The following is a 16,940-nucleotide window of genomic DNA, read 5'->3' as shown; positions in this document are numbered from 1 at the left end:
GATGTTCGGCTGTATGAATAAGCTTTCGATGTTGGGAGCAGCGTTCGCGCTGCTCGCAGGAAACAGCGCGCTGGCGGCCATGGGGCCATTCGAAGTCTACGAACAGGCATTGCGCAACGATCCGGTGTTCCTCGGCGCGATCAAGGAGCGCGACGCGGGCCTGGAAAACCGCATCATCGGCCGCGCCGGGCTGTTGCCGAGACTGGGTTACAACTACAACCGGGGTCACAACACCTCGAAGGCCACGCAACTGACCGCTCGCGGCAACCTCACCGAAGACCGCAACTACAACAGCTATGGCTCGACCCTGACCTTGCAGCAACCGTTGCTCGACTACGAAGCCTACGCGGCGTATCGCAAAGGCGTGGCGCAGTCGCTGTTCGCCGACGAGGCGTTTCGCGGCAAGAGTCAGGAACTGCTGGTGCGGGTGCTGGATAACTACACCAAGGCCTTGTTCGCCCAGGATCAGATCGACATCGCCCAGGCCAAGAAAAAGGCCTATGAGCAGCAGTTCCAACAGAACGAGCACATGTTCAAGCAGGGCGAGGGCACCCGCACCGACATTCTCGAAGCCGAGTCGCGCTATGAACTGGCGACCGCCGAAGAGATCGAGGCGCGCAACGAGCAGGACGCGGCGCTGCGCGAGTTGGGCGCGCTGGTCGGCGTGCAGACGGTGGACATCAGCGAGCTGGCACCACTGGATCAGAATTTCCAGACCTTCGCGCTGATGCCGGCCAACTACGACACCTGGCATGAGCTGGCGATCAGCAACAATCCCAATCTGGCGTCGCAACGCCAGGCGGTGGAAGTGGCCAAGTACGAAGTCGAGCGCAACCGCGCCGGGCACCTGCCGAAAGTCAGTGCCTATGCGTCGATCCGCAAGACTGAATCGGACAGCGGCAACACCTATAACCAGCGCTATGACACCAACACCATCGGCTTTGAAGTCAACGTGCCACTGTACGCCGGTGGCGGGGTATCGGCCTCGACCCGTCAGGCCAGCCGCACCATGGAGCAGGCGGAATACGAACTCGACGGCAAGACCCGCGAGACGCTGATCGAACTGCGCCGCCAGTTCAGCGCCTGCCTGTCGGGCGTCAACAAACTGCGCGCCTACCAGAAGGCCCTGGCCTCGGCTGAAGCACTGGTGGTGTCGACCAAGCAAAGCATTCTTGGCGGTGAACGGACGAACCTCGATGCGCTGAACGCCGAACAGCAACTGTTTACCACCCGCCGCGATCTGGCCCAGGCGCGCTACGACTACTTGATGGCCTGGACCAAGCTGCATTACTACGCGGGGACGTTGAACGAACAGGATCTGGCGCGGGTGGATGAGGCGTTCGGTGTTGCTCATCGCTAATGTGCATGGCTTGGGAGTGGCCCTCACCCTAACCCTCTCCCAGAGGGAGAGGGGACTGAATGGGGGATGTTCCAGATGGGCACCGATATGAGCGAGCGGTGCTGAATCCATAATCGACTCGGTTTCTCAGGTCGATGCATGGCTCAAGACACCCGGATTGGCTCTCTCTCCCAGAGGGACAGGGGACTGAATGGGGGGTGTTCCAGATGGGCACCGATATGAGTGAGCGGTGCTGAATCCATAATCGACTCGGTTTCTCAGGTCGATGCATGGCTCAAGACACCCGGATTGGCTCCCTCTCCCTCTGGGAGAGGGCTGGGGTGAGGGTTTTACACCGCAGAAGAACCTGCATAAAACAATAAAAGTGAGTGGTGAACATGGAAGTACGCATCAAGCCGGCAGCGGTCGGCACCCTGTTGCTCGCAGTTTCCATCGCGCAAGCCAATGCGCAGTACCTTGAAACCGGCAAGCCCGGCGATCCCGCCAGTTGGCGCAGCGCCGAATTCCAGCGTGACTGGGGCCTTGCGCGGATGCAGGCGGATCAGGCCTACGCTGCCGGCATCACCGGCAAAGGCGTGAAGATCGGCGCCCTCGACTCCGGCTTCGATGCCGGCCACCCCGAGTTCGCCAGCGACCGCTACCACCCGGTGCTGGCCTCCGGCAGTTACGTCGACGGCTCACTGTTCAACGTCAACGGCACCCTCAACCCCAACAACGATTCCCACGGCACCCACGTGGTCGGCACCATGGGCGCGAGCCGTGACGGCACCGGCATGCACGGGGTGGCGTACAACGCGCAAATCTACGTCGGCAACACCAACAACAACGACAGCTTTCTGTTCGGCCCGAAACCCGACCCGCGTTATTTCAAAGCCGCGTATGACGCCCTGGCCGCTGCCGGCGTGCGCGCAATCAACAACAGTTGGGGCAGTCAGCCGCCGGATGTCAGCTATCGCACCCTGGCCGATCTGCATGCCGCTTACGCCCAGCACTGGAATCAGGGCACCTGGCTCGACGCGGCGGCGGACGTCTCGCGTCGTGGCGTGATCAACGTGTTCAGTGCCGGCAACAGCGGCTACCCGAACGCCAGCGTGCGCTCGGCGCTGCCGTACTTTCAGCCGGACCTCGAAGGCCACTGGCTGGCAGTTTCCGGGCTGGACCAAAGCAATCAGCAAAAGTACAACCAGTGCGGTATCGCCAAATACTGGTGCATCACCACGCCGGGGGCGAAGATCGACAGCACCATTCCGGGTGGCGATTACGCAATCAAGTCCGGCACCTCGATGGCCGCGCCGCACGCTACCGGGGCACTGGCGCTGGTGATGGAACGCTACCCGTACATGAATAATCAGCAGGCGCTCGAAGTGCTGCTGACCACCGCCACGCAACTCGACGGCTCGATTACCGATGCGCCGACCGAGCGGGTCGGCTGGGGCGTGGCCAACCTGAACCGGGCGATGCGCGGGCCGGGGCAGTTGCTTGGCGCGTTCGATGCCAACCTGGCGGCCGGGCAAAGCGATGTGTGGGGCAATGACATCTCCGACAAGGCATTGATTCAGCGCCAGCGCGAAGACCTCGCCGAACACGGCGCCTGGCAGCAGACCTTGCAGGACAAGGGCTGGCAGAACGGTATTCCGGCCGGCGCCACTCAGCAGGATCAGACCGACTACGCCGTCGGTATGGCGCGCGATGCCGCAGCGGCGACGCGGGTCTATCAGGGCAGCCTGATCAAGTCCGGGGCAGGGCGCTTGCTGCTGACCGGCGACAACACTTTCCGTGGCCCGACCACGGTCAATGGCGGCTTGTTGAGCGTCAACGGCTCGCTGGCCTCGGCGGTGACCGTCAACGACAGCGGCACCCTTGGCGGTTCGGGGAGGATCGCTTCGCTGATCGCCAACAGCGGTGGCCGCGTGGCGCCGGGCAACTCCATCGGCACCTTGAGCGTGGCCGGTGACGTGACTTTCGCCCCAGGCTCGACCTACGCGGTCGAGCTGTCGCCGACCAGCAGCGACCGCATCGTCGCTGGCGGCAGCGCGAGCATCAGCGGTGCCACGGTCAGCCTGTCGCTGGAAAACAGTCCGACCCTGCTCAGCACCACTGAAACCCGCAGCCTGCTCGGCCATTCGTACGACATTTTGCAAGCGGCCGGTGGTATTCAGGGCCAGTTCGGCGCGGTGCTGCCGGATTACCTGTTCATCGGCGGCAACCTCGACTACACGGCCAACGCCATTCAGCTCGACATTCAGCGCAACGCCACCTCGTTCGCCAGCGTCGGGCAGACCCCGAATCAGCGTGCGGTGGCGGCCGCCGTCGAAGGCCTCGGCGCCGGCAATTCGGTGTACGAAAGCCTGCTGCTGTCGGCGTCTGCCGCCTCGGCGCAGCAAGCCTTCCAGCAATTGAGCGGCGAAATCTACCCGGCGCTCGGCTCGATGCTGATCAATGACAGCCGCCAGTTGCGCGACGCGGTCGGTGAGCGTCTGCACGATGCCAACGCCACGCAAAGCAATGGCTGGATCAAGGCCCTCGGCGCCTGGGGTTCGACCAACTCAGGTAACGACACCTCGCGCTACAGCACCTCAATCGGCGGTTTGCTCGCCGGTGTTGACGGCGCGCTGGACGAGCAGACGCGCATCGGTCTGGTCACCGGTTACAGCGACAGCTCGCTGAACATGGGCTCGGACACGCATTCGTCGGCCAAGGTCGACAGCTATCACCTCGGCGCTTACGCCGGTCATGACATCGGCGCCTGGCGCCTGAGCACTGGCGCGGCCTACAGCTGGCATCGCGCCGATGTGAAGCGCGATCTGCAATACGGTGACGTCAGCGCCAAACAGAAAGCCAAGGTCGATGCGGCGACCACGCAGGTTTTCGGTGAAGCGGCTTACCGGCTGAACCTGCAGCCGCTGGCACTGGAGCCGTTCGCCAACCTCGCTTACGTGCATCTGGATACCGAAGGCTTCACGGAAAAGGGCGACGCGGCGGCGCTGAAAAGCTCCGGCGACCAGCGTGATGCGGTCCTCAGCACCCTCGGTGTGCGTGCGGTTAAGCGCTTCAATTTGTCGGCGCAACAGGCACTGGACGTCAGCGGCCACCTCGGCTGGCAGCACAGCCTCAGCGACATCGACGCCGAACAGCATCTGCGCTTTGCCAGCGGTAGCACACCGTACGCGGTCGAGAGTTCGGCATTGGTGCGTGACGCGGCGCTGGTCGGCGTACAAGCCAGCCTGGCGCTGAGCAAGGACGTGCGAGTCAACCTCGATTACAACGGACAACTGGCCAACCGCGAGAAGAGCCACGGCGTGGGGCTGAGCCTGAATTGGCAGTTCTGAAACAAACCCCGCAGGTCAGGTGAACACACACTTGTGGCGAGGGGATTTATCCCCGATCGACTGCGCAGCAGTCGCTCACCCGGACAACTCGGTTACTGGAAGCTGCTCGGGGTCGCTTCGCGCCCCATCGGGGATAAATCCCCTCGCCACAAGCGTTATTTCCCATGCCCGGGTGTGGGCCTGGTACACGGATTTTTCGCAACAACACTAAGGAAGGTCGCTGGATGAATAACAACAAAACCCCCGCGCAAACGGGCGGTCGCTTCGCCATGAAAACCCTCAATTGCGCCGTGATTTGTGCGCTGACCACCTGGGGCACCGCGCACGCGGCGCCTTACGTGGAAAGCGGCCGCACTGGCGATCCCGCCAGTTGGCGCAGCGCCGAGTTCCAGGCGGAATGGGGCCTGGGCGCCATTGGCGCGGATCACGCTTACGCCGCCGGTTACACCGGCAAAGGTGTGAAACTGGGGATCTTCGACCAGCCGGTGTACGCCGCGCACCCGGAGTTCTCCGGTGCCAATAAAGTCATCACCCTGGTCACCAGCGGAATCCGCGAATACACCGACCCGTACATCCCGGTCAAAGCCGGCGATGCGTTCCGTTATGACGGTTCGCCCTCGGTCGGTTCCGACGGCAAGCTCGGTGCCCACGGCACCCACGTCGGTGGCATCGCTGCCGGCAGCCGTGACGGCGGGCCGATGCACGGCGTGGCGTTCGGTGCGCAGATCATCAGCGCGGATAACGGCGACCCGGGCCCGGAAGACGGCATCGTCCGTGGCAACGACGGCGCGGTGTACAAGGCCGGTTGGGATGCGCTGATCGCCAGTGGCGCGCGGATCATCAACAACAGCTGGGGCATCGGCATCACTGACCGTTTCGACCTCGGCGGCCGCGACCCGGCGTATCCGCACTTCACCGTCAACGACGCGCAAGTGCAGTTCAACGAGATCCGCACACTGCTCGGCACCAAGCCCGGCGGCGCCTACGACGGCGCCATCGCCGCCGCCCGCAGCGGCATCGTGACGATCTTCGCCGCCGGTAACGATTACAACCTGAACAACCCGGACGCCATCGCCGGCCTCGGCTACTTCGTGCCGGACATCGCGCCGAACTGGATCACCGTCGCCGCGTTGCAGAAGAACCCGGATCTGGCCAGCGCCAATCCGTACATCATGAGTACGTTTTCCTCGCGCTGCGGCTACACCGCGAGCTTCTGCGTCTCGGCGCCGGGCACGCAGATCTACAGCTCGATCATCAGCGGCACCAACGCCGATAACCTGACCACCGGCTACAAGAACTACAACGGCACCTCGATGGCCGCACCGCATGTGGCGGGCTCGATGGCGGTGTTGATGGAGCGCTTCCCGTACATGACGGGCGATCAGGTCGCCACGGTGCTGCGTACCACCGCCACCGACCTCGGCGCACCGGGCGTCGACGCCTTGTACGGCTGGGGCATGATCAACCTGCGCAAAGGCATCGACGGCCCGGCGATGTTCGTCACCGAGCAGGACATCCCGGAAGAGTTCCGCATTCAGGGGGCCTACGGTTCCGGGCAGTTTGTCGCGGACTTGCCGGGCATCGGCGCGATCATCGACAAGGGCAAACCGACCGAGCGCCTGTGCACCGACATCACTTGCGGCCTCGACACCTGGCGCAACGACATTTCCGGTCACGGCGGCCTGACCAAGCAGGGCATCGGCACGCTGGTGCTGACCGGCAACAACACCTACAGCGGCCCGACTCTGGTCAATCAGGGGCGTCTGGCGATCAATGGCTCGCTGGCTTCGGCGGTCACGGTCAACGACAGCGGCATCCTCGGCGGTAACGGCCGCATCGGTGCACTGACCGCGAAAAGCGGCGGTACCGTCGCCCCGGGCAACTCGATCGGCACGCTGAACGTCGCCGGTGACGTGACCTTCGAGCGCGGTTCGACCTACGCGGTGGAAGTCTCGCCGACCAGCAGCGACAAGATCGTTGCTGGTGGCAAAGCGCTGATCGATGGCGCCACGGTCAGTCTGTCGCTGGAAAACAGCCCGACCTTGCTGACGACGACTGAAGTGAAGAGCCTGCTCGGTTCGCAGTTCAACATCCTGCAAGCGGCCGGTGGCATCCAAGGACAGTTCGGGCAAGTGCTGCCGAACTACGCGTTCCTCGGCGGCACCCTGGCGTACTCGGCAAACGGCGTGCAACTGGACGTCGGGCGCAACGGCGCGTCGTTCGCCAGTGTCGGCCTGACGCCGAACCAGCGTGCGGTTGGCGCGGCTGCCGAGGGTCTGGGCGCGGGCAATGCGCTGTTCGAAACCCTGCTGCTTTCGCCGAATGCGGCCTCGGCGCAACAAGCCTTCCAGCAACTGTCCGGCGAGATTCATCCCGCCATTGGGACGATGCTGATCAACGACAGTCGCTACCTGCGTGAAGCGGTGGGCGAGCGTCTGCGTGAGCGTGATCTGTTCAATGCCGACGCACCGACCGACGACCGCAGCAACGCCTGGGTCAAGGTACTGGGTTCGTGGGGCAAGAGCGATGGCGGCCATGAAAACGCCGACTCCAACAGCTCCATTGGCGGGCTGCTGGCCGGTGTCGACGGTTTGATTGCTGAAGATACGCGTCTGGGTTTCGTTACCGGTTATAGCGACAGCTCGTTGAACATGGGCAGCGACACGCATTCGTCGGCCTCGGTCGACAGCTACCACCTGGGTGCGTACCTGGGGCATCAGATTGATGCGCTGCGTCTGACCGCCGGTGCGGCTTACAGCTGGCATCGCGTGGATGTGAAGCGTGATCTGCAGTTCGCGGGCGTCAATGGCAAAGAGAAAACCAAGCACGATGCGGCGACCACTCAGGTGTTCACCGAAGCGGCTTACGATCTGCGCCTGCAACCGATGAATCTGGAGCCTTTCGCCAACCTGTCGTACGTGCACTTGAACACCGACAGCTTCACCGAGAAGGGTGATGCTGCGGCGCTCAAGAGCGGCGAAGACAACCGCGACGTGATGCTGTCGACCCTTGGCGTACGCGCCAAACGCAGCTTCGCGCTGTCGGACAAACATCAGCTGGAACTGGGCGCGACCCTCGGCTGGCAGCACAACCTGAGCAGTGTCGATGCTGACAGCCACCTGGCCTTCGCCAATGGCAACAGCGCCTTCACTGTGCAGAGTGTGTCGATGGATCGTGACGCGGCGGTGGTCGGCGTACGCGCCGGGCTGGCGCTCAATCGCGATGTCCGGGTCAACCTGGACTACAACGGACTGATCGGTAACAACGAGAAAGACCACGGTGTGGGTCTGACCCTCGACTGGCAGTTCTAAAAGCGTGCCGGCAGTCCCTTGGGGGCTGCCGGTTTTGAAGGAAGAGAGAGCACAACATGGGATTGTTCGATTATAAAAATGCCGACGGCAAAGCGTTGTACAGCGATGCCATCGCACTGACGCTGTATGCCTACACGCCAACCGGCCAGCCGTTGCCGGCCACCGCCTGGAAACCGCTCAGCGCCACGGCGCTGGGTTATCAGGGCAAGGTCGGCGCCCAAGGCACGTTCTTCGGCGAGAAGGACGGCTTCACCAGCGCCGAGGCCGAGGTGCTCGGCAAGTACGACGCCGGCGGCAAGCTGATCGGCATCGGCGTGGCCTTTCGCGGCACTGGCGGACTGGGTTACAGCGACACCTTCGGCGACATGAAGAACAACCTGCTGGCCGCCATCGGGCCATCGGATTACGCGAGCAACTACGCGAAAAATGCCTTCGACAACCTGCTCAAGTCCGTTGCCGCGTTTGCCATCGCCAACGGCATCGCCGCCAAGGACGTGCTGTTCAGCGGCCACAGCCTCGGTGGCCTCGGGGTCAACAGCGTGGCCGAGTTGAGTGCCAGCAACTGGGGCGGTTTCTTCAAGGATGCCAACTACATCGCGTTCGCTTCGCCGACCCAGAGCAGCACCGGCAATAACGTGCTGAACATCGGTTACGAAAACGATCCGGTGTTCCGTGCGTTGGACGGCACCACGTTCAGCAGCGGTTCGCTGGGCAAGCACGACGGGGCGCATGAGTCGACCACCGACAACATCGTCAATTTCACCGACAACTACGCGTCCACCGCGCAGAACCTGGTGCCGTTCAGCATCGTCAATCCGCTGAACTGGTCGGCCCACAGCTCGCTCGGGTATGCCGATGGCTTGAACCGGGTGATCGATTCGAAGTTCTACAACCTCACACACAAGGACTCGACCCTCATCGTCTCCAACCTTGAGGAATCGTCCCGGGGCAAGACCTGGGTCGAGGATCTGGGGCGCAGCGGCGAGCCGCACACCGGCAGCACCTTCATCATCGGCACGCAGAGCAACGACTGGCTCAAGGGCGGGGCGGGTAACGACTTCCTCGAAGGCCTGGGCGGCGATGACCGCTTCCGCGATGACGGTGGTTTCAACATCCTCCTCGGTGGTCAGGGCCACAACACCTTCGAGCTGCAGAAACCGCTGCAGAACTTCAGCTTCGCCAACGACGGTGACGGCACGCTGTACGTGCGCGACGCCTACGGCGGCATCAGCATGACCCGCGACATCGGCTCGCTGGTGAGCAAGGAGTCGGGTTCGTGGTGGGGCAGCAAGGAAATCACCTGGGGTGTCACGGCCAAGGGTTTGACCAATGGCAGCGAACTGACCCAGTACACCCATTCGCTCAACGGCGATGCGTATGGCAACGCACTACACGCCAGCGCCGAGGGTGACTGGCTGTTCGGGCTGGGTGGCGATGACAAGCTGATCAGCGACAAGGGCCACGTAACCTTCGTCGGCGGCGCCGGCAACGACGTGATGACGGCGGTGGGTGGCAACAACACCTTTCTGTTCAGCGGCGCGTTCGGTTTCGACGCGATCAATGGATATCAGGGCAGCGACAAACTGGTGTTCATGGGCGTCGAAGGCGCGGGGCAGGGCTACGACTACAAGCAGCATGCTGTGCAGTCGGGGGCCGATACCGTGCTGAAGATTGGCGAATATGCCGTGACCCTGGTCGGGGTGGGAGTGGCTAACCTGTCGGACTCGGCGTTCGTGTTCGCCTAGCTCCTTGTTAAGACAAACCCTGTAGGAGTGAGCCTGCTCGCGATCGCGGTCAGTCAGTCTCCATCCATGTTGCCTGACACGGTCTCATCGCGAGCAGGCTCACTCCTACAGTTAAAAGCAATGCAAGTAGTACTGAAATGCTCCGGGGCGTGCCCGTGAGGGGCGCCCTGGCTGTGAGCTATCTCTGACAATTCCAACAAAAGAGAGGCAATAGCAATGGGTGTGTATGACTACAAGAACTTCGGCACAGCCGATTCCAAGGCGCTGTTCAGCGATGCCATGGCGATCACGCTGTATTCCTACCACAACCTCGATAACGGCTTTGCCGCCGGTTATCAGCACAACGGCTTCGGTCTCGGCCTGCCGGCCACGTTGGTGACTGCGCTGCTCGGCGGTACTGATTCGCAAGGGGTGATCCCCGGTATTCCGTGGAACCCCGACTCGGAAAAACTCGCCCTCGACGCGGTGAAAAAGGCTGGCTGGACACCGATCACCGCCTCGCAACTGGGCTACGACGGCAAGACCGACGCGCGCGGAACCTTCTTCGGTGAGAAGGCCGGTTACACCACCGCTCAGGTGGAAATCCTCGGCAAGTACGACGCCCAGGGCCATATCACGGAAATCGGTATCGCCTTTCGCGGCACCAGCGGCCCGCGGGAAAACCTGATCCTCGATTCCATCGGCGACGTGATCAACGACCTGCTGGCAGCGTTCGGTCCCAAGGACTACGCCAAGAATTACGTCGGCGAAGCGTTCGGCAATCTACTGAATGACGTGGTGGCGTTCGCCAAGGCCAACGGCCTCAGCGGCAAGGACGTGCTGGTCAGCGGCCACAGCCTCGGCGGGTTGGCGGTCAACAGCATGGCTGACCTGAGTGGCGGCAAGTGGGGCGGGTTCTTCGCCGATTCCAACTACATCGCCTACGCCTCGCCGACCCAGAGCAGCACCGACAAAGTGCTCAACGTCGGTTACGAAAACGATCCGGTGTTCCGCGCCCTCGACGGCTCGACCTTCACCGGCGCCTCGGTCGGCGTGCACGACGCGCCCAAGGAATCGACCACCGACAACATCGTCAGCTTCAACGATCACTACGCCTCGACCGCGTGGAATCTGCTGCCGTTCTCGATTCTCAATATCCCGACCTGGATCTCGCACCTGCCGACCGCTTACGGCGACGGCATGAACCGCATCATCGAGTCGAAGTTCTACGACCTGACCAGCAAGGACTCGACGATCATCGTCGCCAACCTGTCGGACCCGGCGCGGGCCAACACCTGGGTGCAGGATCTGAACCGCAACGCCGAAACCCACAAGGGCAGCACGTTCATCATCGGCAGTGACAGTAATGACCTGATCCAGGGCGGCAGCGGCAACGACTACCTCGAAGGTCGCGCCGGCAATGACACTTTCCGTGACGGTGGTGGCTACAACGTGATTCTCGGTGGCGCCGGCAACAACACCCTCGATTTGCAGAAGTCGGTGAACACCTTCGACTTCGCCAACGACGGCGCCGGCAATCTGTACGTGCGCGACGCCAACGGCGGGATCAGCATCACCCGCGACATCGGTAGCATCGTCACCAAGGAGCCGGGCTTTCTCTGGGGGCTGTTCAAGGACGACGTGACCCACAGCGTCACGGCCAGCGGTCTGAAGGTCGGCAGCAACGTCACTCAGTATGAGTCCAGCGTCAAAGGCACCAGCGGCGCCGATACGCTCAAGGCGCATGCCGGCGGTGACTGGTTGTTTGGTCTGGATGGCAACGATCATTTGATTGGCGGCGTCGGCAACGACGTGTTTATCGGTGGCGCCGGCAATGACCTGATGGAATCGGGGGGCGGGGCGGATACGTTCCTGTTCAACGGCGCGTTCGGTCAGGATCGGGTGGTAGGTTTTACGTCGAACGACAAACTGGTGTTCCTTGGCGTGCAGGGTGTGTTGCCCAATGATGACTTCCGCGCGCATGCCTCGATGGTGGGGCAGGACACGGTGCTGAAGTTTGGCGGGGATTCGGTGACATTGGTTGGGGTGGCGCTGAATAGCCTCAGTGCCGATGGAATTGTGATCGCCTGATGCATCCGTAACCTGTGGCGAGGGAGCTTGCTCCCGCTGGGTCGCGAAGCGGCCCTGAAGATTTTGTGAGCGCTACGCGCTCAAGCGGGAGCAAGCTCCCTCGCCACAACTCGGTATCAAAAGTGACTCAACAGCCACACCCTGACTCAAAAGCTCTGCAAACAGCAGAAGCGGCCTAAAGCCAGCACGTGCACACACGTTCTATAGCCAGCCGCCATTGAGTACAGGAGATGCACACGTGAAAAGGTTCAAGGGGTATGTCGGGATTGTCGGACTGGCGCTGTTATCGGCCAATGCCTGGGCCGATCTGCCTCAAACCTCGATTTTGAGCCGCTACGGCATCAGCAGCGATCAATTGCCGAAACCGGCGAAGACCGAAGCAGCCGAGCCGGTCGAAGAGAAAAGCCTGTTTCAGATCCAGCCCGAACAGCCGTTCGTGACGTTTCGGCGCGGTGATGACAAACAAGCGCAAGCCACTGGCAATCTGAGCATTGACCGCATGACCCAACAGGATCTGGAGCGCTGCCGGCGTCTGCAAGCGGAGCTGGCGCGGCGCGGTGAGCAGCATTTCAGTTGCGATCACAGCATTGTGGGCCTGCCTGCTTTCGAATAACCCAGGCGGATAACACTTCCCCTGTAGGAGCTGCCGAAGGCTGCGATCTTTTGATTTTGATCTTGAAAAACAAAGTCAAAAGATCGCAGCCTTCGGCAGCTCCTACACGTACAGCAGGGTGTCAGTCTTCCTTGCGCACCGTCGCGACTTCGTCAGAGCGGACCTTCACCTTGGTCCCGGAAATATCCTCGAACTCATAGAACCCGTCCTTGTTCTTGGTTTTCGGCATGTCCTTGGTCAAATACTGAGTACCGTTCTGCAAGGTCACCACGGTCGGTGTCGAGCAGCCGCCCAATGCCAGGAAGGCTGCTACCGCCAGGGGAAGACCCAGAGTCTTGATGTTCATACCCACCTCAAATCCCTCATTCCATATCAATTGACCGACTTCGGTCTCTAACGCGGTTGGTGCCATCGAACGGGGAAAAGTTCGATGGCACCCTGAAAAAATCCCGATTGCGCTGCCACTGATCTTTTTCCGTTTGCACGCGACGGGGCAGAGCTGGTATCTGTACGCATAACCAGTATTCGCTCGCCATGGCCCTGAATTACCGTGACTGCCAACCCGCTCGACGATCCGTTCTATTACCTCAACAACTTCCGGCAAGTGCTTGATTGGCTTGAGCTTCGCTATGCCGATGTGATGAGCGAATCCGAGCACGGCTTTATCCGCGACTTCAAGGCCTTGCCACGCGCTTCGCAGGGTTTGCTGGTGCGCATGATAATGCGCAAGGGCGTGCATTTCCGCTTCGGCAAACTCAACTACCCGGAAATCGGGGACATCAGCAACGCCGCGCAGCCGTTGTTGCGTCACGGCTGGCTCGACGATCAGGCTTTATTGAGCATGCCCGAAGTGTTCGACGTGTTGCTCAAGGCTGAACTGCTGCAGGCGTTCGGCAGCTTTATCGAGCAACCCAAGGGCCGCAAGGACGACTGGCTGCCGCCGCTCGCCGAGCAATTCAGCGAGTCGCGCAGCCTCTCCGTTTGGGCACCGACGCTCGGCGACCGCTTGCTCAGCCTGACCATCATGGACCTCTGCGACCGCCTGCGTCTGATGTTCTTCGGCAATCTTTATCAGGACTGGTCGGAATTCGTCCTCGCCGACCTCGGGATCTTTACCTACGAAAAAGTCGAGTTCTGCGCTGACTCCCGTGGTCTGCGCAGCCGTGAAGACGTTGACGCCTGCCTGTTCCTGCATCATTGCCAACTGCTTTTCGAAGCCGGTGAACCGTTGGAGCCCATCGTCGAGCAGGTCCGCGCGTTGCAGTTCGACAACCCGTGGCTGCAGCGGCGGCGCGGCAAGGTGCTGTTCCAGATCGGCCAGTATTGCGAACGCATCACTGAGTTCGCCCTGGCGCTGAGCATTTACCGCGATTGCGCCTACCCCGGCGCCCGTCAGCGAATGATCCGCGTGCTGGAGCGCTGTGGCGAATACGCACTGGCGCTGGAGCTCGCCAGCCTCGCCGAACAGGCGCCGGAAAGCGCCGCCGAACAGCAGAGTCTGCAGCGGATGCTGCCACGGCTGCGACGCAAACTCGGCGGGCCGCCGCTCAAACGCGCAACGCCACGCCCGGTCGAGCGCCTCGATCTGCAACTGCCGCGCACTGATCCGGGATTGTCTGTGGAGTTTTACGTGCAGGCGCATTTGCACGAAGACAGCGGCCCGGTGCACTACGTCGAGAACAGCCTGATCAACTCGCTGTTCGGCCTGTTGTGCTGGCCGGCGATTTTTGCGCCGTTGCCGGGAGCGTTCTTTCATCCGTTCCAGCGCGGGCCGGTGGATCTGCTCAACGAAGACTTTCAGCAACGCCGCGCCGAACTGTTCCAGGCCTGTCTCGACCAACTCGACGACGGCCGTTATGCGGCGACCATTCGTGAGCGCTTCGCCGCCAAATGGGGCGTGCAGTCGCCGTTCGTGTTCTGGGGCGCGTTGAATGAGCAACTGCTGGAGCAGGCGCTGGCGTGTTTGCCGGCGGAACACCTCAAGCACTGGTTCAATCGCCTGCTGCTCGACATCAAGGCCAATCGCGCCGGCATGCCGGATCTGATCCAGTTCTGGCCGCAGCACAAGACCTACCGCATGATCGAAGTCAAAGGCCCCGGTGACCGCTTGCAGGACAACCAACTGCGCTGGCTGGAATTTTGCCACCAACACCAGATGCCGGTCGCCGTGTGCTACGTGCAATGGGCGGAGCAGAGCGCTTGAGCTACAGCATTGCCGTCCGCGCGCTGTGCGAGTTCACCGCCAAGACCGGCGACCTCGACCTGCGTTTTACCCCTTCACCGACAGCCCTCGAAGGCATGCTCGGGCACCGTACCGTGGCCTCGCGGCGTAGCGACAAATACCAAAGCGAAGTGGCACTGGAAGGCGAGTTTCTGCAATTGAAGGTCAGGGGCAGGGCGGACGGCTATGACCCGGCGCAGAACTGTCTGGAAGAAGTCAAAACCTATCGCGGCGACCTCAGCAAGCAACCGGCCAACCATCGGCAGCTGCATTGGGCACAGGCGAAAATCTACGGCTGGCTGATGTGCCGCAAGCTTGAACTTGCGCAGATCAATCTGGCGCTGGTGTATTTCGACATCGTCAGCGAAAAGGAAACCTGTCTGGTCGAGGCCTTCAATGCGCCGGTCTTGCAGGAATTTTTCGAACAACAATGCCGGCTGTTCCTGAACTGGGCCGAGCAGGAAATGGCCCATCGCGAGGCGCGCAATCTGGCCGGGCAGCAATTGGCCTTTCCCCATGCGGACTTTCGCCCCGGCCAACGGCATCTGGCCGAATCGGTGTTCAAAGCGGTCAGCACCGGCCGCTGCCTGATGGCCCAGGCGCCCACCGGGATCGGTAAAACCCTTGGCACGCTATTCCCGATGCTCAAGGCGCTGGCGCCGCAGCAACTGGACAAGGTGTTCTTTCTGACCGCCAAGACCCCGGGGCGCAAACTGGCGCTGGATGCCAGTCAGGTGTTGTTCGATCAGTCTGAACGCTTGCCGCTGCGGGTGCTGGAGATGGTCGCCCGCGACAAGGCCTGCGAACACCCGGACAAAGCCTGTCACGGTGAATCCTGCCCGTTGGCCCAGGGCTTTTATGATCGCCTGCCCGCCGCCCGGCAAGCGGCCAGCCGGATCAATCTGCTCGATCAGGCGGCGATGCGCGAAGTGGCCCGTGAGCACACGGTGTGCCCGTATTACTTGAGCCAGGAAATGGCCCGCTGGGCCGACGTGGTGGTGGCGGACTACAACTATTACTTCGATTTCAGCGCGCTGCTGTTCGGTCTGGCCCAGCTCAATCAGTGGAAGGTTGCGGTGCTGGCCGATGAAGCGCACAACCTGGTCGAACGCGGGCGCTCGATGTACAGCGCCAGTCTCGATCAGGCCGCGCTGGCCAGTGTGCGCAAGAGCGCTCCCGAGGTGCTGAAAAAATCCCTGCAACGGGTCAACCGCGAGTGGAACGCGCTGCATCAGCCGCAACTGGCGCCGTATCAAGCCTACGACAAGGCCCCGGAGAAACTGCTGCAAGCGGTGTCGCTGTGCAGCGCGGCCATTGGTGATTACCTCAACGACCATCCGCAGGGACTCGACAGCGCGCTGCAAACCTTCTATTTCGACATGCTGCAGTTCGGCCGGGTGGCGGAACTGTTCGACGAGCATTACCTGTTCGACATCAGCAAGCGCGACCTTGAGCGCAAGCGGCCGCTGTCGCAGTTGTGCCTGCGCAACGTGGTGCCGGCGGCGTTCATCGGCCCGCGCCTGAAAGCGGCGCGCAGCAGCGTGTTGTTCTCGGCGACGCTGAGCCCGCGACGCTATTACGCCGATCTGCTCGGCACGCCCGCCGACACGGTATGCATAGACGTCGAATCACCCTTCAGCGCCGAACAGCTGCAAGTGCAGATCGTCAGCCGTATCTCCACGCGCTTCAATCATCGCCAGGCGTCGCTGGAACCGATCGTCGAGCTGATCGCCCGCCAGTTCAGCGAGCGCCCGGGCAATTACCTGGCGTTCTTCAGCAGCTTCGATTACCTGCAACAAGTGCTGACGCTGCTCGCCGAACGCCATCCGCAGATCAATCTGTGGCAGCAGTCCCGGGGCATGGCGGAAGGACAGCGGCAGGCGTTTCTCGATCAGTTCACCGCCGACAGTCAGGGCATCGGCTTCGCCGTGTTGGGCGGTGCGTTTGGCGAGGGCATCGACTTGCCCGGGGCACGGCTGATCGGCGCGTTCATTGCGACCCTGGGGCTGGCCCAGCTCAACCCGGTCAACGAACAGTTGAAACGGCGCATGGCGGCGATTTTCGGCGCCGGTTACGACTACACCTATCTGTATCCGGGCGTGCAGAAAGTGGTGCAGGCCGCCGGGCGGGTGATCCGCACCCGTGAAGATCGTGGCGTGGTGATGCTGATCGATGACCGCTTCGCCGAACCGCGCATTCAGCAACTGCTGCCACGCTGGTGGTCGCTCGGCACCGACTCGTCCTCAATCAACCCATTGATCATGCCGTGAATAGAGGCGCGTTTGCACCTT

Annotated in this window: 9 protein-coding genes; 8 read left to right on the top strand and 1 reads right to left on the bottom strand. The window is 62.1% G+C overall.

Features of this window, described 5'->3' with window-relative positions; all coding sequences use genetic code 11:
* Position 1 precedes the first annotated feature (1 nt).
* The 6 genes from E3Z29_RS17365 (at position 2) to E3Z29_RS17340 (ending at position 12,428) form a co-directional block, all read left to right on the top strand.
* The gene (locus tag E3Z29_RS17365; protein ID WP_098964081.1) at positions 2 to 1,360 is read left to right on the top strand and encodes a TolC family outer membrane protein; all 1,359 of its coding nucleotides are present in this window, start codon (positions 2 to 4) and stop codon (positions 1,358 to 1,360) included.
* Positions 1,361 to 1,737: 377 nt separating this feature from the next.
* Positions 1,738 to 4,689 carry an autotransporter serine protease gene (locus E3Z29_RS17360; protein ID WP_134786448.1) on the top strand — a complete coding sequence of 984 codons (2,952 nt, stop codon included), beginning with the start codon at positions 1,738 to 1,740 and terminating at the stop codon, positions 4,687 to 4,689.
* A gap of 224 nt (positions 4,690 to 4,913) precedes the next feature.
* Positions 4,914 to 8,000, top strand: a complete 3,087-nt coding sequence (locus tag E3Z29_RS17355) for an autotransporter serine protease (RefSeq protein ID WP_134786447.1) — start codon at positions 4,914 to 4,916, stop codon at positions 7,998 to 8,000.
* 56 nt (positions 8,001 to 8,056) lie between these two features.
* Positions 8,057 to 9,745: a polyurethanase gene (locus E3Z29_RS17350; protein ID WP_134786446.1), complete on the top strand. Its 1,689-nt coding sequence runs from the start codon at positions 8,057 to 8,059 to the stop codon at positions 9,743 to 9,745.
* 216 nt (positions 9,746 to 9,961) lie between these two features.
* A complete protein-coding gene (locus E3Z29_RS17345) occupies positions 9,962 to 11,815 on the top strand; it encodes a polyurethanase (RefSeq protein WP_134786445.1) in 1,854 nt (617 codons plus the stop codon).
* Positions 11,816 to 12,053: 238 nt separating this feature from the next.
* Positions 12,054 to 12,428 carry a hypothetical protein gene (locus E3Z29_RS17340; RefSeq protein ID WP_134786444.1) on the top strand — a complete coding sequence of 125 codons (375 nt, stop codon included), beginning with the start codon at positions 12,054 to 12,056 and terminating at the stop codon, positions 12,426 to 12,428.
* 121 nt (positions 12,429 to 12,549) lie between these two features.
* Here E3Z29_RS17340 and E3Z29_RS17335 read toward each other — a convergent pair whose 3' ends face one another.
* Positions 12,550 to 12,774, bottom strand: coding sequence for a YgdI/YgdR family lipoprotein (locus tag E3Z29_RS17335; protein WP_041064149.1), 225 nt, complete (start codon positions 12,772 to 12,774; stop codon positions 12,550 to 12,552).
* A 204-nt stretch (positions 12,775 to 12,978) separates the two neighbouring features.
* Between E3Z29_RS17335 and E3Z29_RS17330 the strand changes: the two genes are divergently transcribed.
* Both E3Z29_RS17330 and E3Z29_RS17325 read left to right on the top strand, forming a co-directional pair.
* Positions 12,979 to 14,631 (top strand): VRR-NUC domain-containing protein, encoded by a 1,653-nt coding sequence (locus E3Z29_RS17330; RefSeq protein ID WP_134786443.1) that lies wholly within the window; start codon positions 12,979 to 12,981, stop codon positions 14,629 to 14,631.
* Positions 14,628 to 16,919, top strand: coding sequence for an ATP-dependent DNA helicase (locus E3Z29_RS17325; RefSeq protein WP_134786442.1), 2,292 nt, complete (start codon positions 14,628 to 14,630; stop codon positions 16,917 to 16,919). The genes E3Z29_RS17330 and E3Z29_RS17325 overlap by 4 nt, the downstream gene beginning before the upstream one ends.
* Positions 16,920 to 16,940: the final 21 nt, after the last annotated feature.

This window comes from Pseudomonas sp. S150 (genome assembly GCF_004526365.1).
Lineage (GTDB): Bacteria > Pseudomonadota > Gammaproteobacteria > Pseudomonadales > Pseudomonadaceae > Aquipseudomonas > Aquipseudomonas putida_A.
Note: the sequence above shows the minus strand (reverse complement) of the source record. Positions and strands in the feature narration are given on the sequence as shown.